The sequence below is a fragment of the Bradyrhizobium sp. STM 3843 genome (assembly GCF_000239815.1).
GTDB lineage: Bacteria > Pseudomonadota > Alphaproteobacteria > Rhizobiales > Xanthobacteraceae > Bradyrhizobium.
On the sequence record NZ_CAFK01000344.1, the window covers coordinates 1 to 24,269 of the forward strand.

Sequence of the window (24,269 nt, forward strand, 5' to 3'; positions counted from 1 at the left end):
CGTTCGGCGAGATCGCCTGGTTCTGACCCTTGCCGACCCAGCTGTTGGCGGCCTCGCCCTGTCCGCTCTGCTGGAGCTGTTTCATGAGGTCGCCGAGCCCGCCAGAGAGAACGCTGCCGGCCGCACCGCCTGCGAGCAGGCCGCCGAGGCCGCCGGCCAAAATATTGCCGAGGCCTCCCCCGGACGGGGTGCCGCTCGGCGCCGGGGCGGGGGTCTGCGGCGGCGTCGGAGCTGGCGCGGCGTTCGGCTGCGCTCCTGGCGAAAAATGCCTCACCGCTTTCCAGGCGAGCAGCCCAAGGATCGCCATTGTCAGCGGCGACATGCCGCCGTTCCTTTGCGTGCTCGGATGCGACGGCCCGTTTGGCCCGTTCTGCATGCCATTGAGGATGTCGAGCAAGCCCATATCATGCCTCCCTACGTGCCCCGACAATAAGCGTAGTGATCGGTGATGACGGTTACAAGTCACCCCGCCGAGCATTGTTGAACCCTGTGCGAGCCTCGGCCGGGGATCCCTTGCGTCGCAACGGCCCTCGGTCCCGAAAACGCGGCTGTCCTTGAAAACGCCCGGCTCGGCGCTCACGTCATACAGATGGCGCCTGACGACGACGTGGCGCGCGGGAGGAGATTAGGATGCGCATTGTCAGGGCTTTAGCCGGCTCCGCTGTGGCCGCGATCGCGGCCTGCAGCATGATGACGTCTGCCGATGCGGCGCCCCCGACAGTGGTGCCATCTCCGGGCTATGATGCGCGGCTGCAGGAGCAAAGGGCGGCGCAGCACGCCGGATCGCCCGATGTGACGGTCGCGCCCGTTCCGCACCGTCACCACCTGCGCGCTCATCGCCATCACAAGCCCGATCGCGCTGCCGAGTAAGATTGGCGCCCGCACGCGCAGCGCAGGTTCGGTTCAGCCCTACTTCTCAGCCCGTTTGGCCTTGGATCCCTGAGCGGGCGGGGAACTTTGTCCTGTGAGAAACTTCTTCAGGTCACTCAGCTTGTCCGACAGCAGCTGGAAGCTGCAGGACAGGGAGTCCTTGCCGGGTTCCTTGACACAGGGCGCCGCCTTGCCGCCCATGCGCGCGTCGGCGGTTGCTGCCGGTTTGCTCGGCCTCTGCATCGGAAGCGGCACCCGCTTGGGGTCGACCCCGGCCCGCATCGGCTCGATCGCAACAGGCTCCGGTTCGATTGCCGCCCGCGCCGGGAGATCGCGCAGCGACGCCTGCTGCAAATCCTGCGGCCGCGACCGCGCCATCACAGCCGTGGCGACATTGTCGTGTCGGTGGTTTTCCAGATAGAGCGAATATTGCTGGTCGATATATTTCTGCTCTTCCGGCGTCGGATTGGGACCGGCAATATCGAAGGCGCGGTCCTGCATGAAATCATAATACGTGTAGCCGCCTCCCAGCTTGCGGCGACCCGCAAATTTGGCGTTGCACTGTGCAAGCGCTGCCGTCTTCTCTTCCTTGGTGGCGGATTTTTCAGCGAGATCGGCGCATTCTTCGAAGTCGGCCGGCGCCCGGCTCCACCATTGCGCGTATGCACGTTCAGATTGCAAAGTCGCCAATCCGGACGCAGCGACAACAAGCAGAACTGGTAAGCGGGATGCGAACACGAACGACAATCCTTAGCGGCTATCCTGTGAAATGACGACGAATTGTCGCCAATTTGCGGCGATGTGTCACCGCAATGCTGCGCTTTTTATGGCTTTCTTTGTTGCTCATTCTGGCGTTGTGATGAAGACGACACATTCAGATTGTTCATCTCGCGCGAAAACCCGATTTATGACCTTTGATGTGGCGCAAAAGCCATGTCGCGCATCATGCCACGATCCCTTCGTCTCCCTGAGGTAGAATTGCGTTAATTTTGACGATGTAAAGATTGAATTGACGAGTCACAGGTTTGGCTATAAGTTTATCTTGACAGTGGAAAGATATCGAGCCGGCGATGATCGGAGGCGGAAGATGAAGATATTCCTCACCGTCAAGCTTGCGCTGCTTCCATTTGCAGCATTCTGGGCATTGCTCGCCGCGCATCATCTAGATTGGGCGGCTTGGGCCGGCCTGACGCTCTCGCTTGCTTTCAACATCTGGCGGGCCATGCGCCAGGAGCTTGTCGTCCTGGAACTCGGTAGCCTCGCTTTGTTCTTGCTCCTGACAATCGGTGCCGATGTGGCGCCGGAGTGGATGGCTGCGAACGCGCTGTGGTTCTCCTTCGCGGGTCTCGCCGCAATCAGCTTCGTTTCGCTCATCGTGGGCAGGCCGTGGACCGCCGATTATTCGCGCTTGGCCCATCCGGAAAATGCATCGACGCCGCAGTTCCATCTCGTCAATGCCGCCATGAGTGGATTGTGGGGGGTGTTGTTTGCCGCGCTGGCGGTGTGTCGCTGGGCCGGCGTCGCGTCGTGGATCACGACATCGATTGTCATCGTCGGCGCGTTGATCTCGATCTTCGGGCCGCAGCTTGCCATTCGCGTCATCCTGCAGCGTTTGCGTGCTTCACACGAAGAGTTTCGCTGGCTCGCGCCGGCCTTTGCCAACACCCCGGAGCATGATTGCGATGTCGCCGTGGTCGGAGCCGGCATTGGCGGGCTGACCGCGGCGGCGCTGCTCGCCGATGTCGGCCTCAGGGTCAAGGTCTTCGACCACCACGTCGTGGCAGGCGGCTTTTGCCACACCTATCTGCGCAAGGCCCATCACGACAACAAGCCTGTGCTCTATCGCTTCGACGCCGGGCCGCACGATTTTTCCGGCGTGTGGAACGGCGGCCCCGTCGATAGCCTGCTGCAAAGGCTTGGCGTCGCCGATCGCCTGCAGTGGAAGCGTGTCACCCACAGCTATCATCTGGCGGGCAAGCGGATCGATGTGCCGGAGGACTGGCGCGGCTATGTGCGGCTGCTCTGCGAGGCGTTTCCCGACAGCGCAACCGGCTTGACCAGGCTGTTCGACATCATCCACACCATCTTCGAAGACATGTATTCGACCGGCGAGGGCCGCAGCGGCATTCCGGGCATGCCGGAATCGCTCGAGGCGATGCTGGCCTTTCCCAAGAAGCATCCGCAGGCCTTCCGCTGGATGGATCGCCCGTTCGACGAATTGGTGTCGGCGCATGTGTCTGACCCGCAGGCGGTGCGCTATCTCAATGCGCTGTCGGGCTACCTCGGTGACGGCACCGAGCGGTTGACCTGCGCGCAGATGGTCCCGATCTTCGGTTATTATTTCAAGGGCGGCTACTATCCGCTTGGTGGCTCCGGCCACTTTGCCGACGTGCTGGTCGAAGCCATCGAAGCGCGCGGCGGCGAGGTCCGGCTGAAATCGCCGGTGCGCCGCATTCTTGTGGAGCAGGGGCGCGCCTCAGGTGTCGTGCTGGGCGATGGCAGCACGATCCGTGCGCAGGCCGTGGTCTCGAATGCCGATCTCCGCCACACCTTCCTCGACCTCATCGCGCCGGACGCCTTGCCGCGCGATTTCCAGGCGCGCGTTGCTGCAGCTGAGCCTGCGAACTCCGCCTTCAGCGTGCATCTTGGCCTCGACATCGTTCCGGATATCGCGCCGGCCACCCACCTCGATGCGCCGATGGGCGTCGGAATTGCCGTGATGTCCAAGCTCGATCCCTCGGCGGCGCCGCAAGGGCACGCCACGATGACCTTGATCAGTCTCGTGCCACACCACGACGCCAAGGCATGGTTCCCGGACCAGAGCGGCGGCGATGATTGGAAGCAATGGCGCCGCTCACCAGACTACGAAGCGCGCAAGCAGGCGATCGGCGACAGCATGATCGCGGCCGTCGAGACCGTCATCCCCGGCCTCTCCCAGCACATCGTCTATCGCACCGATGCCAGCCCCGTCACCTATGCGCGCTATGACTGGGCCAGTTCGGGCGCGATCTATGGCGTGTCCGGGCGGGGGCAGTTGAGGGGGGCGAAATCGCCGTTGCGCAATCTCGTCATTGCCGGCGGCGGCAATGCTGGCGCGGGCGTCGAGGCGGTCGTGATCTCGGGCGCGGAAGCTGCCGAAGCGTTGGTGCCGGGGCTGCTGGCACGCAAGCCTGCCGAAGCGATGCAGCCAGTAACGATACGGGTGCCGGCACCGGCTTAGGCGAGGCGCAGATGCGCTATACTGTCGCGGCCTGCTTTGGGGGAAGTGGCCGTGCCGTATCGTCACACGCAGCCGGGGACGTTCAGTGTCGCGACCTGTCTTGTGTCCGGCACATTCGGCGCCCTGCTGCTATGGAATGCAGACCACCATTCATCGGCCATGACGTTGCTGATCGTCGAATCGGTTGTCGCAGTGCTGTTCTCGTCGCTGACGGTCGAGGTGGGCAGGCGCGAGCTGCGCTGGCATTTCGGTCCGGGACTTTGGCGTCACAAGGTGCCGCTCATCGCGATCAAGGAGATCGCCGTGGTTCGCAATGGCTGGTGGCACGGCTTGGGCCTTCGATTTGGCTCGGGCTTCCGGCTCTACAGCGTGTCCGGCCTCGATGCCGTTGAGCTGAGGCTCGCTCCGAACGACGTGCGCCGGATCGGCACCAATGATCCGCACGGGCTCGCGGAGGCGATCCGCGCGGCACGCTCGCGCACGGATGATGCCGAAGATCAGGGCGTGTAGAGATATTTGAGCAAGGTGCGGCCGACCGTCTGCAGGCTGGCCGCCGAACATTGCTCGATCGTATCTTGCGTGGTGTTGAAATAGGGCTCGTAGTCGAAATCGATCACCAGAAAACCGGGAATGCCGGCCTCCTGAAACGCGGTGTGATCGTCACTGATCGGATAAGCAGTGGGCGTCGTCGGAAAGGCCGACGGTGCGATCGCCTTGCCGATGGCCCAGAATTTCTGCACCTCCGGTCCCGCCGAGGCAAGCGACGACGGGTCGGGCTTGAGCGCAAGATCCCTGTCGCAGACCATGTCGAAATCGACAATCTTCTCCGGCCTGCGGTTCGGGTAATAGTCCTTAAGATGTGTGACGAAATGGGGCGAGCCGAGCGGGTGCCAGGTCGGATCCCCCGCACCGAGCGATTTTGGTCCTTCCTCGCCGTCGAAGAAGATCATGTCGATGCCGATGTCGGGCTTGGGCGAGAGCGACAGCACGCGCGCGGTCTCCAGCAGCAGCGCAACGGCGGAGGCCGAGTTGTTAGCGCCGGGCATCGGCGCATCCGGCGTCTTGGGGTCGCGATAGGCCTTGACGATGCTGTCGTAATGCGTGGCGACGATGATGCGCCGCGGGTTCTGCACCTGGAAGCGGGCGATGATGTTGGTCAGATGGATCGGCTTGCCGTCGTCGCCGGGCTCGGTGAAGCTCTGCGTCAGCACCGCGTCGGTCGCGCTCTTGGCCATCGCCGACTTGATATAGTCGATCGTCTGTTGATGGCCGGGGGCTCCCATAGAGCGCGGCGTGAAGCGCAGGAGGTCGGCGATCGAGCCGAGCGCGCGCTGTCCGTCCCACAGCTCGGTCGCCGGTTCCGCCGCCACGGTTGGTTGTGCCACGCAGAGCAAGAGCGCTGCGACCGCGATAGGACGATACAAACCCGTCATCCGTGACCTCGCTCGACCAAGCTACGACGCTCGCTTCCCGAATGGGATGAAGAGGATGCCGGCACAGACCGCAAGTGCCAGCGCGAAGAGATAGGTGATCGCGCGCGAACCGATCAAAGGGATCAGCGTGAACGTCGTGAACAGCGTGCCCACGACATTGCCGATCGTCGAGACGCCATAGACAAGGCCCGCGACACGGCCTGCCTCGGCGGCCGATCGGGTCAACAGGCTGACCGCGATCGGCGAGAAGGTGCCAAGCAGAGTCAATGGGATCAGCAGCAGGGCGGTCGATGCCAAAAGCGTCGCGCTGGGGCCATCGCCGATGTGGTCGAGGATATTGGCCATCACCGGATCGGCCGTCGCCGGCACCAGCGCGAGATAGGCCGCGGCAATCAGGATCATGGTGCCGATGGTCCGCGGCGACGGATGGCGGTCGACGATGGCGCTGCCGGCGAAATAGCCGATGGCGAGCGCGCAGAGCACGGTCGAGATCAGGCTTGCCCAGGTGCCGATGCCGCCGCCGAAATAGGGAAACAGATAGCGGCTGCCGAGCATCTCGAAGCCCATCAGCACGCTGCCGACGATGAAGGAGCAAATATAGATCGCAAGCAGGCCCGCGCGGGAGAGAGCAGCGGTCACGGCAGTTTCCTGTTGTGACGCTCGATGCTCTTCAAATTCTCCACCGGCGCGAAGTCGTCGCTCAAGATCTTGGCATTGGCATCGATCACATCGCCGCCGTTGACGTCGATGCGGCGGCGTTCCGCCAGCATGTCGGCCAGCCGGTAGCGCAGGCCATAGGCCTTGTCGCGCTCCTGCGCGAGCGCCGCCAGGTCCTCCGGCTTTCGCTCGTCGCCGAGATAGGCGACCGTCACGATGTTGCCCTCGGCGCGGTAGAAGTCGAGCTGGGGAAACACTGCATTGATCGTCTTCACCGCCGAATCGAACAGCATGGTCGAAGGCTCGACATTCTGTGCGACCACGCCGCCGTCGGCGAGGTGATCCTTGACCAGCTGATAGAATTCCTTGGTCAACAGATGGAACGGGACGAACGGGCCGCGATAGGCGTCGATCAGGATGATGTCGTAGCGATCCTTGGCTTCCTGCAGGAACAGCCGGCCGTCGCGGTTGGCGACGTGGAAATTGGGCTCCTCCTTGATGCCGAAATATTTTTTGGCCAGCTCCAGCACGGTCGGGTCGAGCTCGACCGAGGTCACGGGAACGTCGGGCAGGAAGCGGTGCAGATACCAGGCGGTGCGGCCGCCGCCGAAGCCGATTTCCAGGATCGAATGCACGTCCTTGGCGTACATCAAGGTCGCGGTCATGAAGCGCGTGTAGTCGACCGGCAGATCCTTCTCGTCGCGGGTGTTGTAGACACTTTCGGTGTAGATGCGGCGGTTGTGGCCGAAGGTCATGCTGCGATAGGGCGGCTGCTCGTACACATAGATGTTGTTGTAGAGCGACTCTTTCGACTCCAGGAGATTGCGGGTGTCCTGCGCCTGGCTGGCTGCGGCGGTGAGGCAGCAGGCGAGGATGCCGAAAATGACCGATCGGATGCGCATCGACGTGTCTGTTTCCCTCGGCTGGATGATCAGGCGGCGTGTCGTGGCAGGCAGGACCGGGGTGTATGGAGCTGATCCATCGGCCACCGGGCGCAGGCACGTCCGGCGGGATCTCGGGGCGATAGCCCGGTTCCGCGCCGGCGCCGCTCTCTTAGACCATCGGCCCCGGCTCGGATAGTGAAACCGCTGGTCCCAAACGGGGCTGTGATCGGCCCCCGCGGCCCGACAACCGGCTGTGCCCTGGTCAGTTCCCGGAACGTTGTCCCGGCACGGGTTGACTCGCGCGGGCCGCTCCCCGCATCTGGCGAGGCCGCCGGGGAGATCGCTGGAATGACCATGCTGCGTGGGGCTCTGCTGCTGTTTTGTCTCCTTCTGAGCGGACGGGCTTTTGCTGAAGATGAGGTGGCGCCGAACCGGAGGCCGGTGAAGGCGGTCGCGGAGTCCCGATTGCCGGTGGGCGATCGTGGCATTTTGCCGCTTTATGTCTCGGCGGACTGGTCGCACCCGCTGCCCGACATCACGCGCGCGGTCGTGGTCCTGCATGGCCGGCTGCGCAATGCCGACGTTTATTATGCGTCGGCCAAAACGGCCCAGGCGGCCGCCGGCGCGGCCGGGCAGGCGACCATCATGATCGTCCCGCAATTCCTCAGCCAGATCGACATCGAGGCGCGTCAGCTGCCGCCGGACACCTTGCGCTGGACCTTGGAGGGCTGGGAAGGCGGCGACGCCGCCACTGCGCCGACGCCGGCGAGTTCATTCGAAGCCCTCGATGCCATTCTGGCGCGCCTCGCCGATCGCAACCTGTTTCCGAAGCTGACCGATGTCGTGGTGGCCGGCCATTCCGGCGGGGGCCAGGTGGTCCAGCGCTACGCGATCGCGGGGCGCGGCGAAGCGGCGCTGCAGGCCAGCCATATCGCCGTCCGTTACGTGGTCGCCAATCCCTCCTCTTACGCCTATTTCTCGGCCGAACGGCCGGAGCCAGCGATCGCCGCGTCCTGTCCCGGCTTTGACAATTGGAAATATGGCATGCAGGCGCGCCCCGAATACCTCGCCGCTGCGACACCGGCCGAACTCGAGCAGCATTACGTGGCGCGGCGGGTGATCTACCTGCTCGGAACCCGCGATACCAATCCCAACCATCCGGCGCTCGACAAGAGCTGCATGGCGGAAGCGCAGGGGCCATTCCGCTATGCGCGCGGCCACGCTTATGCCGCGGCGATGGCGGGGCGCGACCACGGCACGCCGAATCACCTGCTGTGGGATGTCGAGGGCGTCGGCCATGATGCCGACAAGATGTTGACCTCGGCCTGCGGCCTGCAGGCGCTGTTCGATCTCCCGGGCTGTCCGGCGGATCATGGTGGCCATTGAAGCGGCGGGGAAGGCCCGGTGAGGGCAGACGCGGAGGCTTCCGATCCGGGCCTTCGTCTGCTATGAAGCCGGCGCTGCTCCTGCACGTCGTGCCGGATCCGGTCCCGTAGCTCAGCTGGATAGAGCGGCGGTTTCCTAAACCGTAGGTCGCATGTTCGAGTCATGCCGGGATCGCCAGCTTTCGTTTCAACGAGGGCGCGCAGCTTATGCACCGTCGAACGGAATCCAGCCTCGTCGTCCGAGACCGGCAGCGTGCTTCGCCGCATAGGCAATTGTGCCGGTGATGGCGGACAGGCCGACGCCGCAACCAATATCGATTGCGGCGCCGTCGCGGGCTCACATCACTGCGCGAGCGTCCAGGTCTGGGCGGCTGCGCCGGAGGCGGTCGCGGTCAGGAGCTGATTGCCGAGCGAGGTGCCGTTCATTCCGATCACCTCGGTCGGATAGCTGCGCACCGCGATGGTGCCGGCGGACGCGTCATACTTGAAGCGCTGGTTGTTGTTGCCGGTGCAGGTCCAGATGATGAGCTGGGCGCCGTCGCCATAGGTGCCGTTGTTGTCGAGACAATAATGCGGATCGGCCATGCTGCGGATCATGCCGGTCTGGTCGTCATAGCTCCAGGTCTGGTTGACACCGCCATTGCACGACCATTGGATGACAGCGGTGCCGTCGGCCATGGTGCCGCCATTGACGTCCATGCACAGCGATGAGCTGCGGTTGATGAGGCGCTGAGGCTGGCGCGCCGGCACGGTGCCGGTGTTCACCGGTGCGTAGACCACGCCGAGCTTGTCCACCTCGTCGCCGGACCGCCCGTGGAAACCTGCGATCTGCCAGCCGGCGGGTGCGGTGTAGGTGGTGCAGCTTGCGGTCGTGGCGCCGCCCGACAGATGGCGTCCGGCACTGGTGGCGAAATTGATGGAGAACACGCGGGTGTGGCCCTGATACTGGTCGATGCAGAGATTGACCGAGCTCAGCACTTCGCCGTTGCCGAGCGTCAGCGTTTGTGTGGTGCCGCCGGTGCCACCATGCGAGAATACATAGCCGTTCGAGAGAGCGATCTCGACATGATCGACCCGGTTGCCGGTCTGGATCGTCAGTTGCTTGACCACGGGCGTGGACGGCAGTGCCGAACTGTCATTGTAGCTCGTGCCATGCGGGCCGCCGAACTGGTCGCTCAGCGCGAAACTGGCTGCCGTCGCATAGGTCCAGTCGACCTCGATCGGATGATGGTCGGACAGCTGCGTGCCGGAGCTGTCGACGGCGTCCTGATGATCGACATAGGCCTTCGCCTGCAGGCTCAGATAGCCGTTGCCGCGCCAGAGCACCTTGTCGACGATCTCGCAATCCGGCCGCGCTGTCTGCGTCGGGCCGCACACCAGATCGCCGCTGCCGACAGCAGGCACGCTGCCGCCGCGGATGGTCTGGATCCAGGCATCGCTGAAGCCGCGGTGCAGGAACTCCCAGATGTTCTGGCCGACACGGGTGTAGCGCGTATTGGTGTCTCCGTAGACCAGGACCGCATTGCCGGCAGAGTTGGCCTCGATATAGCTGACGATCTGATTCACATCCGAAACGCTGTCGGTGAGATCGGTCGAGGAGGTGCCGGACTGTGCGTGCAGATTGTAGACGTCGAGATAGGTGCCCTCGGCGAGGCGGACGCGGATCAGCGAAAATCCCTTCGGCGTCAGCGCATCGGAATCGGCGCGGTTGGTCCAGGTGACGCGATCGAGATCATCGAACCAGAAGCTGCTCATCGTATTGAGCCCGTCACCGATCCCGGCCGTGCCTGAGGTCGGCGTCCGATAAGGGTGGTTGTCGCAGGTATCGTACAGCGCCGCGTGCCAGAGGAAGTCCTCCTGCACGTTGACGATATCGAACGGCTTGACGTAGCAACTGATGATCTGGGTATGCGTGTTGTCCCAACCGTTATAGGCGGTCGGCGTGCCCGCGATGTTGTAGCTCAACGTACTGAATGAGCCGCTGCCGGCATAGGACTGGCTGGATATTAGCATCGCACCGCCAAAGGCGATCGCGCAGGCGAGATGGTGCAACTTCATTGTTCAAGCCCCCTCAAGGCGTGGTGAAGAGAGCTCGCGACATAGCTCGCGCGATTTATCAGCGCGATGAAGCTTGGAAGACGTTTTGGTTGCGAGGTGGTCAAAATATGCAGATGCAATTAAAGGTTGTGTTCTTAAATGTCACCGATCCGATCTGCTGGTTCCTCCGGCGCGACCGGTCCGCCCTCCAAGTCTGATATTCAGGCCGTCCTGGTGCGCCGCAGCCGCGCGTCGAGCGCCCATCGCCTGGTCAGCGTTGAATTGAATTTGGGCGTGACAGCCTCTCGATATAATGTACGATACGTCCAGTTATTGGGGGCTGGACGCGACCCAGCCGGGCGGAACGCGGATTTGAAGCATGGCTAACAGCGGCGACTATCAGATCTTCGAAGCCGGCGACGTGACCCTGCAGTCCGGCCGCGTGTTCCCGTCGTTGCGCCTGGCCTACAAGACCTATGGCGCGCTCAACGCTGCCAAGGACAACGTCATTGTCTATCCGACGTCCTTCGGCGCGCAACATTCCGACATCGAATGGCTGATCGAGCGTGGCGGCGCCCTCGATCCAGAGCGCTATTTCATCGTCATCCCCAACCTGTTCGGCAATGGATTGTCGTCGTCACCCTCCAATTCGCGAGGGCAGCTTGGCGAGGCACCATTCCCGCTGATCAGCTACCACGATGCGGTCGCGGTGCAGCGCCGGTTGCTGGTCGAGCAATTCGGCATCGCCAAAATCGCATTGGTGTACGGCTGGTCGATGGGCGGCATGCAGGCCTATCACTGGGCGACCTGCCATCCGGATATGGTGGAGCGCGCCGCCGTCGTCTGCGGCAGTGCGCGCTGCTCGCCTTACAATGCCGTCTTTCTCGAAGCGGTGAAGGCGGCGCTCACCGCCGATCCCGCGTTCGAAGATGGCCGCTTCACGCGCAAGCCCGAAGCAGGGCTGCGCGCGATGGGGCGCGTCTATGCGGGCTGGGCGATGTCCTACGAGTTCTACCGCGACGAGACATGGCGTGAATCCGGCTTCGGCTCGCTGGAAGATTATCTGGCGGTCAGCTGGGATATGGCCTTCGCGCATCGCGATGCCGATAATCTGCTAGCGCAGATCGCGACCTGGCAGAACGGCGACGTCAGCCGCTGCGCCGCGTTCGCGGGTGATCTCGATCGGGCGCTTGCAGCTGTCCGTGCCCGCATCGTGCTGATGCCAGGACAGACCGACCGCTATTTCGATTGGCGCGACAACGAGGCCGAGCTCGGCAGGCTGGTCAATGCCCGCTCTGCCGAACTGCGCCCCATCCCTTCGATCCACGGCCATCGTGCCGGCAATCCGATTCGGATTCCGGCGGATCGTGCCTTCATCAACGCGGCGGTCTCAAGCCTTTTGCAGAGCTGACAGGAGCGCGAAGCTTCTCATGAGTTTGGTGCATGCTATCGATACGCCAGCCCGGCAAAAGCCGCTGACCGCGGCGATGCTCCGCGACCTTTCAACGCGGTCCGATCGGCAGGGCGCGCTGCGCACGCTCAGCCATTATGCCGCGATCGCCGTGACCGGGGCCCTCATCTGGTTGGTCTCCTCGCGCGCCGGCGTTGTCTGGGCGCTGCCGCTGATCCTGATCCAGGGCTTTCTTGTCGCCTTCCTGTTCATGGCGGTCCACGAGACGGCTCACAAGACCGCGTTCAAGAGCCGAGTGCTCAATATCCTGGTCGGCTATGCCTCAGGCTTCGTCATTGCGCTGCCTTACGACTATTACTGCCTGTTCCACTGGGAGCATCACCGCCACACCCAGGACCCTGATAAGGACCCGGAGCTGATCGTTGGGCCGAAGCCGCGCAACGAGACCCAGCTTGCGATCGCCTATTCGGGCTTGCGGCAGCTTGCCGGCCGCGTGGTCCTGATGCTGGGTCACGCGCTGACCGGAAAGGTGACCGTGCCCTGGGTGCCTGAGAACAAGCGCGCAGCGGTCGTGCGCGAGGCGCGCTGCTATGTCGCGGGCTATGCGCTGTTGCTGATCGCATCCGCCGCCCTCCACACGGCGCTGCTGCTATGGATCTGGGTGCTGCCCCTGTTGCTCGGCCAGTTGATCCTGCGGCCCTATCTCTATGCCGAGCATACAGGCTGCGATTCGACGCGCAGCGCCTTCCAGAACACGCGCACCACCTACACGACCGCGTTCATGCACTGGTTCGCCTGGAACATGCCCTACCACGTCGAGCACCACGCCTATCCGTCGGTGCCGTTTCATGCGCTGTCGCGGCTGAACCGGATCGTGGACGGCGACATCGTCCATCGCGGCGCCGGCTATGTCGCGGTGACCCGCGAAACCCGGGCGTGGTTTCGCGCGCGTTTCGGTCGGGCCTAGCGCGCTCACGGCCTCGGCCTGAGCAGCGTGTCGACCAGCCGTCGGGCGGCCGCGGGCGAAAGCGGGGCGATGCCAAACACATAGCGGTAGAACAGGGTGCCATAGAGCGCGTCATAAAGATCCGCTGGCTGGCCTTCGGCGGTGATGCTGCCGCCTGTCTGCCCTTCCGCGATGATGTCGACGATGGCGCTGCGGCGGTGCTGCAGATAGCGGGCAAAGAACAACTCGGCCGATCCGGTGTTGGCGATGCATTCGGACACGACGGCGAGCTGGACGCGGCCGAATTCCCCACGCAGCGCCTCCGCATAGGCGGCGGCATGCCGCCGAAGCCGCGTTGCCGCATCGCCTGGGCCGGTCAGCGGCAGCGTCTGCGCCGCGCGGTGCAGGAAGGCATCGACCAATAGCGCCTCTCGCGACGGCCACCATTTGTAGATCGTCATCTTCGAGACCTCGGAGCGCCGCGCGATCGCGTCGATGCTTGCGGCGGCAAGGCCCGCATCCGCCATCAGCGCATAGGCGCTCTCCAGGATGGCGGCAGTGGCCTCCGTCGAGCGCGGCCGGCCGCGCCGGCTGGACACTTCGGTTTTCTCGGCGGGCGTGCTCTTCGGCATCGGCGAACGTCCAGTCCCATTGTCTTGCGTGAGGCCCGTGGCCCGCATGCGCGCAAGCATCATCTCTCAACAAAGCCTTAACAGAAACGCTGCTGCCACGCTTCCTGCTTCACCATTTCCGCGTGCCTGAAACACTGCGACCGACCGTTAAAGCTTCCGACGAAGGACGCAAGAACGAGCGAGAGCATGGGTGCGGTGGCGGTCGATCGAATGCTGGTGAAGGCGGCGGAGCATTACAATGCAGGCCGTCCGCAGCCGGCCGAGGTGCTGTGCAATGACATCCTGACCTCGCAGCCGGACTATCTGCCGGCGCTGCATCTCTCCGCCGTGATTGCCTTTGCCTCCGGACGCATGACGGAGGGCACTGCGCTGCTCGGGCGTGTGTTCGATCTCGATCCGAACCACGTCCCGGCCTTGGATACGCTGGGTGATGCGCTCGCCGTGAAGGGCGAGCATGGAGGTGCGATCAAGGCGTTCGCGCGCGCCGCCGCGCTGCGGCCGCATGATGCCACACGCCATGCCAAGCTCGGTAGCGCATTGCTCGAGCTGTCACGGTTCAGGGAGGCCGAGGCCGCCTATCGCCATGCGCTGTCGCTTGCGCCGAATCTGACGCGCACGCGGTTCAACCTCGCGGTCGCGCTGACGCGCCAGCACAAATATTCCGAAGCCGAGCAGGCCTATCGTGCGGTTCTCTTTGGCGATCCGGCCTATCCCGGCGCCTGGGTCGCGCTTGGGAGCGTGCTGGCCGAGCAGGACAAGTTCGACGAGGCTGTCTCGGCCTATCTGAACGGATTGGGACTCGATCCGAACGATGCCGCGATCCACAGCGCACTCGGCGCGGTGCTGTTCAAGCAGGACCAGTTCGAGGATGCGATCGTCCATTTCCGCCGCGCGATTGCGCTTGCGCCGGGTGATATTGCTGCGGTGGCGCTGCTGGGCCATGCCCTCCATGAGGCCGACCGGCCGGAGGAGGCCGCCGAAACCTACCGCCAGGCCTCGATCCTCGATCCCACCGACGCTGTCGTGCTGAGCAATCTGGGCGCCTGTCTTTGCCGTCTCGGGCGGCTCGAAGAGGCCGCGGTCGCCTGCGAGCGCGCTTTGGCGCTCAAGCCCGATCACGCGCCGGCGCATACCAATCTCGGCATCATCTATGAGAACCAGGGTGATGCCGAGGCGGCCGTCGCCGCACACCGGCGTGCCATTGCCGCCGATGCGGCCTATGCCCGCGGTCACGCCAATCTGGCGGTCGCGCTGCGCAACACCGGGGATCTCGACGAGGCGCTCGCCGCGTCGCATCAGGCGGTTGCGCTTGCGCCGGACAATGCGCTGACCCGCTACAACCACGCGCATTTCCTTCTGATGTCTGGCGACTTCAAGAACGGCTTCGTCGAGCATCAATGGGGCCGCAGGTGCAGGAGCCTGTCCGACGGCATGCCGAGCTTCGCCGAGCCGGAGTGGCAGGGCGAGCCGCTCGAGGGCCGCACGCTTCTCCTGTTCGCCGACTATGGCATCGGCGATGCATTGCAGTTCGTTCGCTATCTGCCGATGGTCGCGGGCAAAGGCGGCTCGATCGTGCTGCAGGTGCAGCCTGCGATCGCATCGCTGTTGCGGCCGATGCCGGGCGTCGCCGTCGTTGCCCGTGGCGAGCCGCTGCCGCATTTCGATCTGCAGCTTGCGCTGATGGATCTGCCGCGCATCTTCGCCACCACGCTCGAAACCATTCCGGCCGATATTCCCTATCTGCAGGCCGATCCGGTGAAAGTCGCGCGCTGGCGCGCGGAGCTTGCCAAGACGCCGCGGCTGAAGGTCGGCGTGGTCTGGGCCGGCAATCCCCGGCACAAGGGCGACGGCCAGCGTTCGCTGGCCGCCGAGGCGGTGCTGCCGCGCCTCGTCACGCCGGGCGCTCAGCTGTTCAGCCTGCAGAAGGAGCCGCGACCCGCGGATGCGCAGGTCTTGGCGCAGCTCGGCAGCGCAGTCATCGATCTGGCGCCGGCGCTCGGCGATTTCGCCGATACCGCCGCCGCCGTCGCGGCCCTCGATCTCGTGATCTCGGTCGATACGTCGACGGCGCATCTTACCAGCGCATTGGGGGGGCCGGTGTGGATGCTGCTGCCTTATGCGCTCGACTGGCGCTGGCTGCGCGATCGCGAGGACAGCCCCTGGTATCCGACCATGCGGCTGTTCCGCCAGGAGAAGCCGCGGGCCTGGGACGGCGTGCTGGCGCGCGCCGCTGCCGAACTTGCGCGCGTCGCGGCCGGCCAGCGCGAGCTGCTCTGTCCACAGGCGACGCGGGGAGCTAATCCCACTGCGTCATAAGTATCGTCATTCCGGGGCAGCCCGTTAGGGCTGAACCCGGAATCTCGAGATTCCGGGCTCGATGCTGTCGCATCGCCCCGGAATGACGCCGAAGTAAGCCATGTCTCGTGCTTGTGACGCAGTAAGACTAACCCACGAGCAGCTCTTTGACCCGCGGCACCACCTTGTGGCCATAGAGCTCGATGCTGCGCATCAGCTTGGCATGCGGCAGCGGCCCCGCGGAATATTTCAGCTGGAAGCGCGATAGCCCGAGCGCCTTTACGGTCGTGGCGATCTTGCGCGCGACGGTCTCGGGCGAGCCGACATAGAGCGAGCCGTGATCGGCCTCCTGCACGAACTCGTCGCGGCCCATTGGCGGCCAGCCCCGCTCCTTGCCGATCCGGTCGCGCATGATCTTGTAGTCCGGCCACAGCTCCTCGCGCGCCTGCGCGTCGGTCTCGGCGACGTAACCCGGCGAGTGCACGCCGATCGGCTTGGCCTCACGACCGAATTGCTGTAGCGCGCGTTGATAGAGCTCGACATAAGGCGCAAAGCGCTGGGGATTGCCGCCGATGATCGCCAGCATCAGTGGCAGCTCATAATGGGCGGCGCGCACCACCGATTCAGGGCTGCCGCCCACGCCGATCCAGGCCTTGAGCCGGCCGTGCTCGACCGGAGGATAAACCAGCTGATTGCGCAGCGGCGGCCGCAGCTTGCCCTCCCACGTCACGGGCTCCTGCGCGAGCAGCGTCACGAACAGATCGAGCTTCTCCTCGAACAGCTCGTCGTAGTCCTTCAGATCGAAGCCGAACAGCGGGAAGGATTCGGTGAACGAGCCACGCCCCAGGATCACCTCGGCGCGGCCATTGGAGACCGCATCGAGCGTCGCAAAGCGCTGGAACACCCGGATCGGATCGTCCGAGCTCAACACAGTCACGGCAGAACCGAGACGGATGTGCTGCGTCCGCGCAGCAATCGCGGCCAGCGCCACTTCCGGTGAGGAGATCGCGAAATCGCCACGGTGATGCTCCCCCAGCCCGATGAAGTCGATGCCGAGCTCGTCGGCGAGCACGGCTTCGTCAACGACGTCGCGGATCACCTGCGCATGCGGCAGCTGGGCGCCGTCCTCCTTGCGCGTGACGTCGCCGAACGTATCCAATCCAAATTCAAGCTGTGTGGTCATCGGACGCTTTCTACTTTTGGGACGGCCCCGCGCTCATCGCAAGACGGCCGATCCCACCGCTGCAGCGCGATGTAGGCGTTCGGTGGCGTCGTGGAAAGGGCACGCCGCGAAACGCATCGTTTCGGTCTGGCGCCGCCGCTTCTACATCGCGATGGCCGGGCTTGACGGAATGGCCCAATCGGCACTTATCGTTATCGCGCAGCGAGCGCGTTGTCTTTACCGCCAGCGCTCGCGCATGCGAGCGCCGATGTCGATGCGCGGGCCCTGGCTTGCGATGGGAGACGCGGCCTGTGCGCGCGGCCAGCTGGTGCGCTCGAACAGCGGTACGAGCGCCTCGGGGATGAAGCGCGTGCGCGAGGCGTAGACGTGACGATCGCCGCGCACCGGCTGGCCGTGCACGAAGAAGCGCTGCGGCACCAGGAGATGGAGGTCGTCCTTGGCGCGGGTCATCGCGACATAAAGCAGCCGGCGCTCTTCCTCCAATTCCGCGCTGGTGCCGGCGCCGAGATCGGACGGCATGCAGCCGTCGACCACGTTCAGCACATGCACGGAATTCCACTCCATGCCCTTGGCGGAGTGGATGGTGGAGAGGATCAGATAATCCTCATCAAGAAGCGGCACGCCGGACTGGTCCGATGTCGCATCCGGCGGATCGAGCGTCAGCTCGGTCAGAAAGCGCTCGCGTGAGGCATAGCCGCTCGCGATCTGTTCGAGCTGCAGCAGGTCAGCGGTGCGTACTTCCGCATCATCGTGCACGCGTTCGAGATGGGGTTGATACCACCGCCTGACCCGCTCGATGTCGGAAGGCCATTCCGACACGAGCAACTGCTCCATCGTCCGCGCAAACGCGGCCCAGTCGTCGCCGGCGCGCGCCGGCGTCGGCTGCCGGCAAAGCGCCGCAACCGGCTCCGGCGCGTCGGCGACCGCGTCGAGCAGGCGCTGCGCCGAGGCCGGTCCTACGCCCGGAATGAGGTGAAGCACGCGAAAGCCGGCGATCCGATCGCGTGGATTTTCGACGAAGCGCAGGAACGCCAGCACGTCCTTGACATGGGCGGCATCGAGGAACTTCAGCCCGCCGAATTTGACGAATGGAATGTTGCGCCTGACCAGCTCCACTTCCAGCGGTCCGCTGTGTGAGGAAGTCCGAAACAGCACCGCTTGCTGTTTCAACGCCACGCCTTCCTCGCGCCTGGCCAGCACCTGCTCGACCACATAGCGCGCCTGGTTGGCCTCGTCGCTGACGGTGACGAGAAGCGGCTTGCGCGAGGCGGCACGATCGGTCCACAGGTTCTTGGTGAAGCGTTCGCGCGCAAGGCCGATGACGCCGTTGGCGGCGGAGAGGATCGGTTGCGTCGAACGATAGTTGCGGTCCAGCGTGACGATCTCCGCCCGCGGGCTGAACTGATCGGGAAAATCCAGGATGTTGCGCACAGTGGCGGCGCGAAACGCGTAGATCGACTGGGCGTCGTCGCCGACCACCGTGAGCCCCGCGCCGTCAGGCTTCAGCGCCAGCAGGATCCGCGACTGCAGATGATTGGTGTCTTGATATTCGTCGACCAGCACATGATCGAAGCGGCCGCCGATCTCTTCGGCAATGGCCGCATCCGCCATCATCTGCGCCCAGTAGAGCAGCAGATCGTCGTAGTCGAGCACGTTCTGCGCCTGCTTGGTCTCGACATAGGCGGCAAACAGCCCCTTCAGCTCATTGGCCCATTCGGCACACCAGGGGAAATGTCGCGCCAAGGCGTGTTCGAGCGCCATGTCGGCGTTGACGCAGCGGGAGTAGATCGCAAGGCAGGTTCCCTTGGTCGGGAAGCGGCGCTGCGTGTTCGACAACCCGCGCTCATGGCGAACGAGGTTCATCAGGTCGGCGGAATCCTCGCGATCATGAATCGTGAAGGCAGGATCGAGCCCGACGCGTTCGGTGTATTCGCGCAACAGCCGCGCCCCGAGACCATGGAAGGTGCCGGCCCAGGTCAGGCCCGCTGTGATGGCTTCGGCATTGGCGCCCAGCACCTTGCGTGCGATGCGCTCGACCCGTCGGCTCATCTCGGCTGCGGCGCGGCGCGAGAACGTCATCAGCAGGATGCGTCGCGGATCGGCGCCGTTGACGAGCAGATGCGCGACACGATGCGCCAGCGTGTTGGTCTTGCCGGAGCCGGCGCCGGCGATGATCAGGAGCGGACGGCCCGGCAAAGCACCGACGCCGCCATGCTCGACGGCGCGTCGCTGCTCCGGATTGAGATCGTCGAGATATGTCGTCGCTTGCGCCAGCACGAATCGCTCCCCAACCGGCAGAATCCGCGATTTCTTTCGCGTGCGCAACGAGATGCGCGGCGACTGCAGTATTTTGCCTGATTCGCAATCGCGCTTTTTTGTCACGGTTGCCCACAGAGCGCGCGCGAGATGCTTGCGCTGGCGCGCGGCGACTCCTATCCAATCAGGCCCGTCACGAATCTCGGAAGAACACCGTGCCGAATTTTGCGTCTATCATTGCCGCCGAGCTCGCCGTCCGCGACGCCCAGGTCCAGGCCGCGATCGATCTCCTTGATGGAGGCGCGACCGTTCCGTTCATCGCCCGCTACCGCAAGGAAGCGACCGGCATGCTGGACGACACCCAGCTACGCACGCTCGAAGAACGGCTGCGCTACCTGCGCGAGATGGACGCGCGGCGGACTGCGATCATCGAAAGCATCAAGGCGCAGGGCAAAATGACGCCGGAGATCGAGCTGGCGCTCGCAACAGCCGACACCAAGGCCCGCCTCGAAGACATCTACCTGCCGTTCAAGGAGAAGCGGCGCACCAAGGCGCAGATCGCCAAGGAGGCCGGGCTCGAGCCGCTCGCCGATATGTTGATATCAGATCCAATGAAGGATCCGCAGGTCGAGGCCAAGGCCTTCATCACCAAGGATGGCGAGAATCCGGTCAAGGACGTCAAGGCGGCGTTGGAAGGCGCACGCGCCATCCTGGTCGAGCGCTTCGCCGAACACGCCGACCTCGTCGGTTCGCTGCGCGAGGAGATGTGGGGGCGCGGCCAGGTGAAATCGGCAGTGCGCCACGGCAAGAAGACCGCGGGCGCCAAATTCGCCGACTATTTCGAATTCTCCGAGCCGTATGCCAAGCTGCCGTCGCATCGCATTCTGGCGATGCTGCGCGGCGAGAAGGAAGAGGTGCTGCAGCTCGATTTCGGCGATGGCGAGCCGGAGGACTCGACCGATCCCTCGCTGTATGAGAACCGCATCGCGGTTACGTTCGGGGTCTCGCGGCAGGGCCGGCCGGCCGATCAGTTCCTGTCCGACTCCGTCCGCTGGGCTTGGCGTACCCGGATCAAGACGTCGCTGGCGCTCGATATAAGGATGCGGCTGTGGCAGGAGGCCGAGAAGGAAGCCGTCCGCGTGTTCGCGGCCAATCTGCGCGACCTCCTGCTGGCGGCGCCAGCCGGCGGCCGCGCCACGCTCGGGCTCGATCCCGGCTTCCGCACCGGCGTCAAGGTCGCCGTCATCGACCGCACCGGCAAGTTCGTCGACCACACCACGATCTATCCGCATGAGCCGCAGCGGCAGTGGAACGAGAGCATGCTCACGCTGGCGCAGCTATGCGTGAAGCACCGCATCGAGCTGGTCGCCATCGGCAACGGCACCGCCTCGCGCGAGACCGAGAAGCTGGTCGCCGATCTCATCAAGCTGAAGCCGGACCTCAAGCTGACCAAGGCGATCGTCTCTGAGGCCGGCGCGTCGGTCTACTCGGCCTCCGAATTCGCGGCCAAGGAATTTCCCAATCTCGACGTCTCGATCCGCGGCGCGGTCTCGATCGCCCGGCGCCTGCAGGATCCGCTGGGCGAGCTGGTCAAGGTGCCGCCGGCCTCGATCGGTGTCGGCCAGTATCAGCACGACCTCAACCAGTATGAGCTGGCGCGCGCGCTCGATGCCACGGTGGAAGACTGCGTGAACGCGGTCGGCGTCGATCTCAATACCGCTTCCGCGCCGCTGCTGGCGCGCGTCTCCGGCATCGGCGAAAGCCTCGCGCAGAACATCGTCGCCCATCGTGATGCCAATGGACCGTTCCCAAGCCGCGACAAGCTGAAGGAAGTGCCGCGGCTGGGGCCGAAGGCGTTCGAGCAATGCGCGGGCTTCCTGCGCATCCGCGACGGCGACAATCCGCTCGACGCCTCGGGCGTGCATCCGGAATCCTATCCGATCGTGAAGAAGATCCTGGAGGCGACCAAGAGCGACATCAAGGCGCTGATTGGCGAGAGCAAAGCGCTGAAGGCGCTCAATCCGGCAAAGTTCGCCGACGAGCGGTTCGGTGTTCCGACCGTCACCGACATCATTCGTGAGCTCGACAAGCCGGGTCGCGACCCGCGTCCGGAATTCAAGACGGCGACCTTCCAGGAGGGCGTCGAGAAGATCAGCGATTTGAAGCCCGGCATGATCCTGGAAGCGACCGTCACCAACGTCGCGGCGTTCGGAGCCTTCGCCGACATCGGCGTGCATCAGGACGGTCTGATCCACATCTCGGCAATGTCCGAAAAGCGCATCAATGATCCGCGGGAGGTGGTGAAGCCCGGCCAGGTCGTGAAGGTGAAGGTGCTGGACGTCGACGTGCCGCGGAACCGGATCTCGCTGACGCTCCGGCTGTCCGATCCGCTGCCGGCCAAGGGCGAGAAGCGCACCAGCGCGCGGCCGCCGACGGCGGCGCGCATGACCACGCGCGAGGAGAAGCCATCCGGCGGCGGCGCCTTTGCGGCCGCGATGGCCAAGGCGGCGGAGCGGCGCAAGGGCGCATAAGACGAGACATCGCATTTGCGGGTATGGCCAATGGCGCTGTCGGATGATCCGGCAGCGCCATTTTGCTGCGATGGGGACAAGCTGACCTCTGCGGTCTGAAATCCGTGAACCGGATTGGCTGTCCGGCGACACATCTTCAATCGGAAGCTCGTTCAATCGGAGGGGTCGTCTCGCGCGATTGCGATCGGGAAGGATGCATTGCCATGGCCGATCTGCCCACGCCTGACTTCAGTTTCGATCCCAGCGCGACGGGCGCTTGCGTTGCCGGCGTCCGGCCCTACCGCAACGGCAGCTACCGCCTCGAAGCCGAAGCGATCGGGAGTAAATTCATCGTTCACAATTATGGACATGGCGGCGCCGGCATCACCTTGAGCTGGGGCTGCGCGGCCAAGGTGCGCGACCTGGTCAGGGCGCGTCTTGCCGCCTCCGGCCAGAGCCACGTTGCCGTGCTTGGTGCGGGGGTCATGGGCTTGACCGCGGCAACCATGCTGAGCGAATTCGGCGCCCCCGTGACGATCTATGCCGATCGCGCACCATCGGAAACGACGTCCCATAAAGCGGGCGGCCAATGGGCGGTTTCGGTGGTGGAGTTTCAGGGCAAGGAGGGCGAGCTCGCCGATATCGTCCGGATCGCCTACACCACTTTCAAGCAAAGTATCGGCAAGGGCTTTGGCGTCTACGAACGGCCGAACTACACTGCGACCCGCTCGCACAATATGGATGTCGTGCTCAAGCTCGCGCCCGGCCTCATTCCAGCGCCGAGGGCGCTGCCGCGCTTGCCGTTCGAGGGGCACACGCATTCCGGCTTTGTGTATCAAACGCTCCTGATCGAGCCGCCGGCTTTCTTGTCGAAGCTGCAAACGGATTTGCAGGCGCGCGGCGTGCCTATCGTGAAGAAGACGTTCGCCAACAAATCGGCCGTGTTCGACTTGGCCGAGGGCATCATCGTCAACTGCACCGGACTTGGGGCCATGACGCTCTGGGGCGACACGAAGATGGCGCCGATCAAGGGACAACTTGCAATGCTGCCGCCCCAGCCGGGCCTGACATATCTTTATGGTCAGAGTGGCTATCTGTTTCCGCGCGATGATCATGTCGTGATCGGCGGGACATTCGAGGTCGGGGTGAACAACGAGATCGCGGACAAGGCAATCTGTCAGGACCTCGTTCGCCACATCGCGTCGTTGTTCGGCAAGGCTGTCAAGAAGCCGCTCCCGGACAATCATATCCATCATCCGGATCATGCACCGATCGTCAACCCGGCCGAGGTTTGAATGGCTGCGACGGCTTGGCATATCCAATCTGGAACCCCACGATGCTGCTTGCACCGCTGTCGGATTCCGCGAGAATTGAAATGTCGTTTGTGCACCGCATCGGGCGCAATCGAGCCCGGCGATTCATCTTGGGCCGATCAGCGCGCGAGCAACCGCCTGCGAGCGGCTTCGAGCTGCGAAGACGCGTCAGCCCATTCAATCGAATAGTCAGGCCCGGTGTCCTTTCGGACTGCCTTGCTCAGCGATCGTGCAACGCGTCTTGGAGACTGGTGTTGACTGCATCGAGAACGCGGCGCAATTTTAAATATCGCGGCGTGACATCATCAAGGATGAAAGAACGTGTCGTTCTCGTTGGGATCATCCGAGCATGCGCAGTCGAGTTTGGCCTCGACCATGCTCATGCTGGTGCGAACGTGTTGGATGCTCCGACGGTTCCCAGCATTGCTGGTCCCCCACAGCGCTTGTCGAGCGCCGGCTACTACTTGTGGGTTAAGGTCATCAACCGTACAAATACGGGGTGCTCAAAATGTCCAGCGACTATGGTATCCTAAGGCGTGCTTCCATTATTTTTGCTCTCGACGCATGAGTGATCGCACATGGCCGAACAAACAACTTCCCGGGGTGAGATTTTCGTCGTCGATGACGACCCTGCCGTGCGTGACACCCTCTCGATGGTCTTGTCGGCCGGCGGCTATGACGTGATCTGTTTTGCGGACGGAGCCGCGTTATTGGCGGTGGCGCGAACGAGGACGCCGGCCTGCATTCTGCTGGATGTGCATATCCCCGGGAAATCCGGGCTCGACATCCTGCGAGAGCTCCACGGCGAGGATTATCCGGCGCCGATCTTCATGATTTCCGGGCAAGGCGACATTCCGATGGCGGTGAACGCCATCAAGTACGGCGCGCTCGACTTCATCGAGAAGCCGTTTCGCGGCAGCGAGATCGTCGCGCGGCTGAACGAGGCGATCGGCGCCTTTGCGCGCCGGCAAAAGGAGAATGCGGCGCCCAAGATCGGCTCGTTGCATTTCCCCGGTCGGGAGCCGCTGACGCGGCGTGAGCGTGAAGTGCTGGAGCAATTCACCGCCGGCGCTTCGAACAAGGAAGCCGGCCGCTCGCTCGGGATCAGCCCGCGCACGATCGAGGACCATCGCGCCAACATCATGAAGAAGCTCGGCGCCCGAAATGCCGCGGACTTGATCCGCATTGTCATGACGGCCTCACGCGCATCCTGACCGCAGCAGGAGTGGGCGCCCTG

At 64.1% G+C, this 24,269-nt stretch carries 19 protein-coding genes and 1 tRNA gene; 11 read left to right on the forward strand and 9 right to left on the reverse strand.

Going from position 1 to position 24,269, the window contains the following annotated elements:
• On the reverse strand, nt 1–403 hold a 403-nt coding region (locus BRAS3843_RS37780), incomplete at its 3' end, for a YidB family protein (protein ID WP_035984139.1).
• 227 nt (nt 404–630) lie between these two features.
• Between BRAS3843_RS37780 and BRAS3843_RS37785 the strand changes: the two genes are divergently transcribed.
• A complete protein-coding gene (locus BRAS3843_RS37785; protein WP_008974573.1) occupies nt 631–870 on the forward strand; it encodes a hypothetical protein in 240 nt (79 codons plus the stop codon).
• A 39-nt stretch (nt 871–909) separates the two neighbouring features.
• Here BRAS3843_RS37785 and BRAS3843_RS37790 read toward each other — a convergent pair whose 3' ends face one another.
• On the reverse strand, nt 910–1,617 hold the full coding sequence (locus tag BRAS3843_RS37790; RefSeq protein ID WP_035984141.1) for a hypothetical protein: 708 nt from the start codon (nt 1,615–1,617) through the stop codon (nt 910–912).
• A 340-nt stretch (nt 1,618–1,957) separates the two neighbouring features.
• On the opposite strand from BRAS3843_RS37790, the gene BRAS3843_RS37795 reads away from it, so the two are divergent.
• Nucleotides 1,958–4,090, forward strand: coding sequence for an NAD(P)/FAD-dependent oxidoreductase (locus BRAS3843_RS37795; protein WP_008974575.1), 2,133 nt, complete (start codon nt 1,958–1,960; stop codon nt 4,088–4,090).
• Nucleotides 4,091–4,141: 51 nt separating this feature from the next.
• Nucleotides 4,142–4,600, forward strand: a complete 459-nt coding sequence (locus tag BRAS3843_RS37800) for a hypothetical protein (RefSeq protein WP_008974576.1) — start codon at nt 4,142–4,144, stop codon at nt 4,598–4,600.
• On the opposite strand, the gene BRAS3843_RS37805 is transcribed toward BRAS3843_RS37800, so the two are convergent.
• The 3 genes from BRAS3843_RS37805 to BRAS3843_RS37815 are packed head-to-tail and all read right to left on the reverse strand — an operon-like array spanning nt 4,588 to nt 7,082.
• On the reverse strand, nt 4,588–5,523 hold the full coding sequence (locus tag BRAS3843_RS37805) for a M28 family peptidase (RefSeq protein WP_008974577.1): 936 nt from the start codon (nt 5,521–5,523) through the stop codon (nt 4,588–4,590). The genes BRAS3843_RS37800 and BRAS3843_RS37805 overlap by 13 nt on opposite strands.
• Nucleotides 5,524–5,544: 21 nt before the next feature.
• Nucleotides 5,545–6,162, reverse strand: a complete 618-nt coding sequence (locus tag BRAS3843_RS37810) for a fused MFS/spermidine synthase (protein ID WP_008974578.1) — start codon at nt 6,160–6,162, stop codon at nt 5,545–5,547.
• A complete protein-coding gene (locus BRAS3843_RS37815) occupies nt 6,159–7,082 on the reverse strand; it encodes a fused MFS/spermidine synthase (RefSeq protein ID WP_008974579.1) in 924 nt (307 codons plus the stop codon). Before BRAS3843_RS37815 ends, BRAS3843_RS37810 begins: the two co-directional genes overlap by 4 nt.
• A 330-nt stretch (nt 7,083–7,412) precedes the next feature.
• Here BRAS3843_RS37815 and BRAS3843_RS37820 point away from each other — a divergent pair, with 330 nt between their 5' ends.
• Both BRAS3843_RS37820 and BRAS3843_RS37825 read left to right on the forward strand, forming a co-directional pair.
• Nucleotides 7,413–8,450: a hypothetical protein gene (locus BRAS3843_RS37820; protein WP_008974580.1), complete on the forward strand. Its 1,038-nt coding sequence runs from the start codon at nt 7,413–7,415 to the stop codon at nt 8,448–8,450.
• Nucleotides 8,451–8,550: 100 nt separating this feature from the next.
• Nucleotides 8,551–8,627 (forward strand) — tRNA-Arg (locus BRAS3843_RS37825).
• A gap of 164 nt (nt 8,628–8,791) precedes the next feature.
• Here the strand turns inward: BRAS3843_RS37825 and BRAS3843_RS37830 are convergent.
• The gene (locus BRAS3843_RS37830; RefSeq protein WP_008974582.1) at nt 8,792–10,507 is read right to left on the reverse strand and encodes a ricin-type beta-trefoil lectin domain protein; all 1,716 of its coding nucleotides are present in this window, start codon (nt 10,505–10,507) and stop codon (nt 8,792–8,794) included.
• A 358-nt stretch (nt 10,508–10,865) separates the two neighbouring features.
• Between BRAS3843_RS37830 and BRAS3843_RS37840 the strand changes: the two genes are divergently transcribed.
• Both BRAS3843_RS37840 and BRAS3843_RS37845 read left to right on the forward strand, forming a co-directional pair.
• On the forward strand, nt 10,866–11,897 hold the full coding sequence (locus BRAS3843_RS37840; RefSeq protein WP_008974583.1) for an alpha/beta fold hydrolase: 1,032 nt from the start codon (nt 10,866–10,868) through the stop codon (nt 11,895–11,897).
• Nucleotides 11,898–11,916: 19 nt separating this feature from the next.
• Nucleotides 11,917–12,864, forward strand: coding sequence for a fatty acid desaturase (locus BRAS3843_RS37845; RefSeq protein ID WP_008974584.1), 948 nt, complete (start codon nt 11,917–11,919; stop codon nt 12,862–12,864).
• Nucleotides 12,865–12,869: 5 nt separating this feature from the next.
• Here BRAS3843_RS37845 and BRAS3843_RS37850 read toward each other — a convergent pair whose 3' ends face one another.
• Nucleotides 12,870–13,475 (reverse strand): TetR/AcrR family transcriptional regulator, encoded by a 606-nt coding sequence (locus tag BRAS3843_RS37850; protein WP_008974585.1) that lies wholly within the window; start codon nt 13,473–13,475, stop codon nt 12,870–12,872.
• A 186-nt stretch (nt 13,476–13,661) separates the two neighbouring features.
• Here BRAS3843_RS37850 and BRAS3843_RS37855 point away from each other — a divergent pair, with 186 nt between their 5' ends.
• Complete coding sequence (locus BRAS3843_RS37855; RefSeq protein ID WP_008974586.1) at nt 13,662–15,791, forward strand: tetratricopeptide repeat protein; 2,130 nt, start codon at nt 13,662–13,664, stop codon at nt 15,789–15,791.
• Nucleotides 15,792–15,918: 127 nt separating this feature from the next.
• Here BRAS3843_RS37855 and BRAS3843_RS37860 read toward each other — a convergent pair whose 3' ends face one another.
• Together BRAS3843_RS37860 and BRAS3843_RS37865 are read right to left on the reverse strand one after the other, a co-directional pair.
• A complete protein-coding gene (locus BRAS3843_RS37860; protein ID WP_008974587.1) occupies nt 15,919–16,953 on the reverse strand; it encodes an LLM class flavin-dependent oxidoreductase in 1,035 nt (344 codons plus the stop codon).
• Nucleotides 16,954–17,169: 216 nt separating this feature from the next.
• On the reverse strand, nt 17,170–19,230 hold the full coding sequence (locus tag BRAS3843_RS37865) for an ATP-dependent helicase (protein ID WP_008974588.1): 2,061 nt from the start codon (nt 19,228–19,230) through the stop codon (nt 17,170–17,172).
• Nucleotides 19,231–19,424: 194 nt separating this feature from the next.
• Here BRAS3843_RS37865 and BRAS3843_RS37870 point away from each other — a divergent pair, with 194 nt between their 5' ends.
• From BRAS3843_RS37870 to BRAS3843_RS37880, 3 genes are all read left to right on the forward strand, one after another.
• On the forward strand, nt 19,425–21,740 hold the full coding sequence (locus tag BRAS3843_RS37870; RefSeq protein ID WP_008974589.1) for a Tex family protein: 2,316 nt from the start codon (nt 19,425–19,427) through the stop codon (nt 21,738–21,740).
• 203 nt (nt 21,741–21,943) lie between these two features.
• Nucleotides 21,944–23,014, forward strand: coding sequence for an FAD-dependent oxidoreductase (locus BRAS3843_RS37875; protein WP_008974590.1), 1,071 nt, complete (start codon nt 21,944–21,946; stop codon nt 23,012–23,014).
• Nucleotides 23,015–23,610: 596 nt separating this feature from the next.
• Nucleotides 23,611–24,246 (forward strand): response regulator, encoded by a 636-nt coding sequence (locus BRAS3843_RS37880; RefSeq protein WP_008974591.1) that lies wholly within the window; start codon nt 23,611–23,613, stop codon nt 24,244–24,246.
• Nucleotides 24,247–24,269 lie beyond the last annotated feature (23 nt).

Excerpts from the sequence above, each read along its gene's own strand:
- BRAS3843_RS37815 (WP_008974579.1), bottom strand. The coding sequence starts at position 7,082 with ATGCGCATCCGATCGGTCATTTTCGGCATCCTCGCCTGCTGCCTCACC.
- BRAS3843_RS37820 (WP_008974580.1), top strand. The coding sequence starts at position 7,413 with ATGACCATGCTGCGTGGGGCTCTGCTGCTGTTTTGTCTCCTTCTGAGC.
- BRAS3843_RS37805 (WP_008974577.1), bottom strand. The coding sequence starts at position 5,523 with ATGACGGGTTTGTATCGTCCTATCGCGGTCGCAGCGCTCTTGCTCTGC.
- BRAS3843_RS37880 (WP_008974591.1), top strand. The coding sequence starts at position 23,611 with ATGGCCGAACAAACAACTTCCCGGGGTGAGATTTTCGTCGTCGATGAC.
- BRAS3843_RS37840 (WP_008974583.1), top strand. The coding sequence starts at position 10,866 with ATGGCTAACAGCGGCGACTATCAGATCTTCGAAGCCGGCGACGTGACC.
- BRAS3843_RS37795 (WP_008974575.1), top strand. The coding sequence starts at position 1,958 with ATGAAGATATTCCTCACCGTCAAGCTTGCGCTGCTTCCATTTGCAGCA.
- BRAS3843_RS37845 (WP_008974584.1), top strand. The coding sequence starts at position 11,917 with ATGAGTTTGGTGCATGCTATCGATACGCCAGCCCGGCAAAAGCCGCTG.
- BRAS3843_RS37850 (WP_008974585.1), bottom strand. The coding sequence starts at position 13,475 with ATGCCGAAGAGCACGCCCGCCGAGAAAACCGAAGTGTCCAGCCGGCGC.
- BRAS3843_RS37875 (WP_008974590.1), top strand. The coding sequence starts at position 21,944 with ATGGCCGATCTGCCCACGCCTGACTTCAGTTTCGATCCCAGCGCGACG.
- BRAS3843_RS37830 (WP_008974582.1), bottom strand. The coding sequence starts at position 10,507 with ATGAAGTTGCACCATCTCGCCTGCGCGATCGCCTTTGGCGGTGCGATG.
- BRAS3843_RS37860 (WP_008974587.1), bottom strand. The coding sequence starts at position 16,953 with ATGACCACACAGCTTGAATTTGGATTGGATACGTTCGGCGACGTCACG.
- BRAS3843_RS37855 (WP_008974586.1), top strand. The coding sequence starts at position 13,662 with ATGGGTGCGGTGGCGGTCGATCGAATGCTGGTGAAGGCGGCGGAGCAT.
- BRAS3843_RS37785 (WP_008974573.1), top strand. The coding sequence starts at position 631 with ATGCGCATTGTCAGGGCTTTAGCCGGCTCCGCTGTGGCCGCGATCGCG.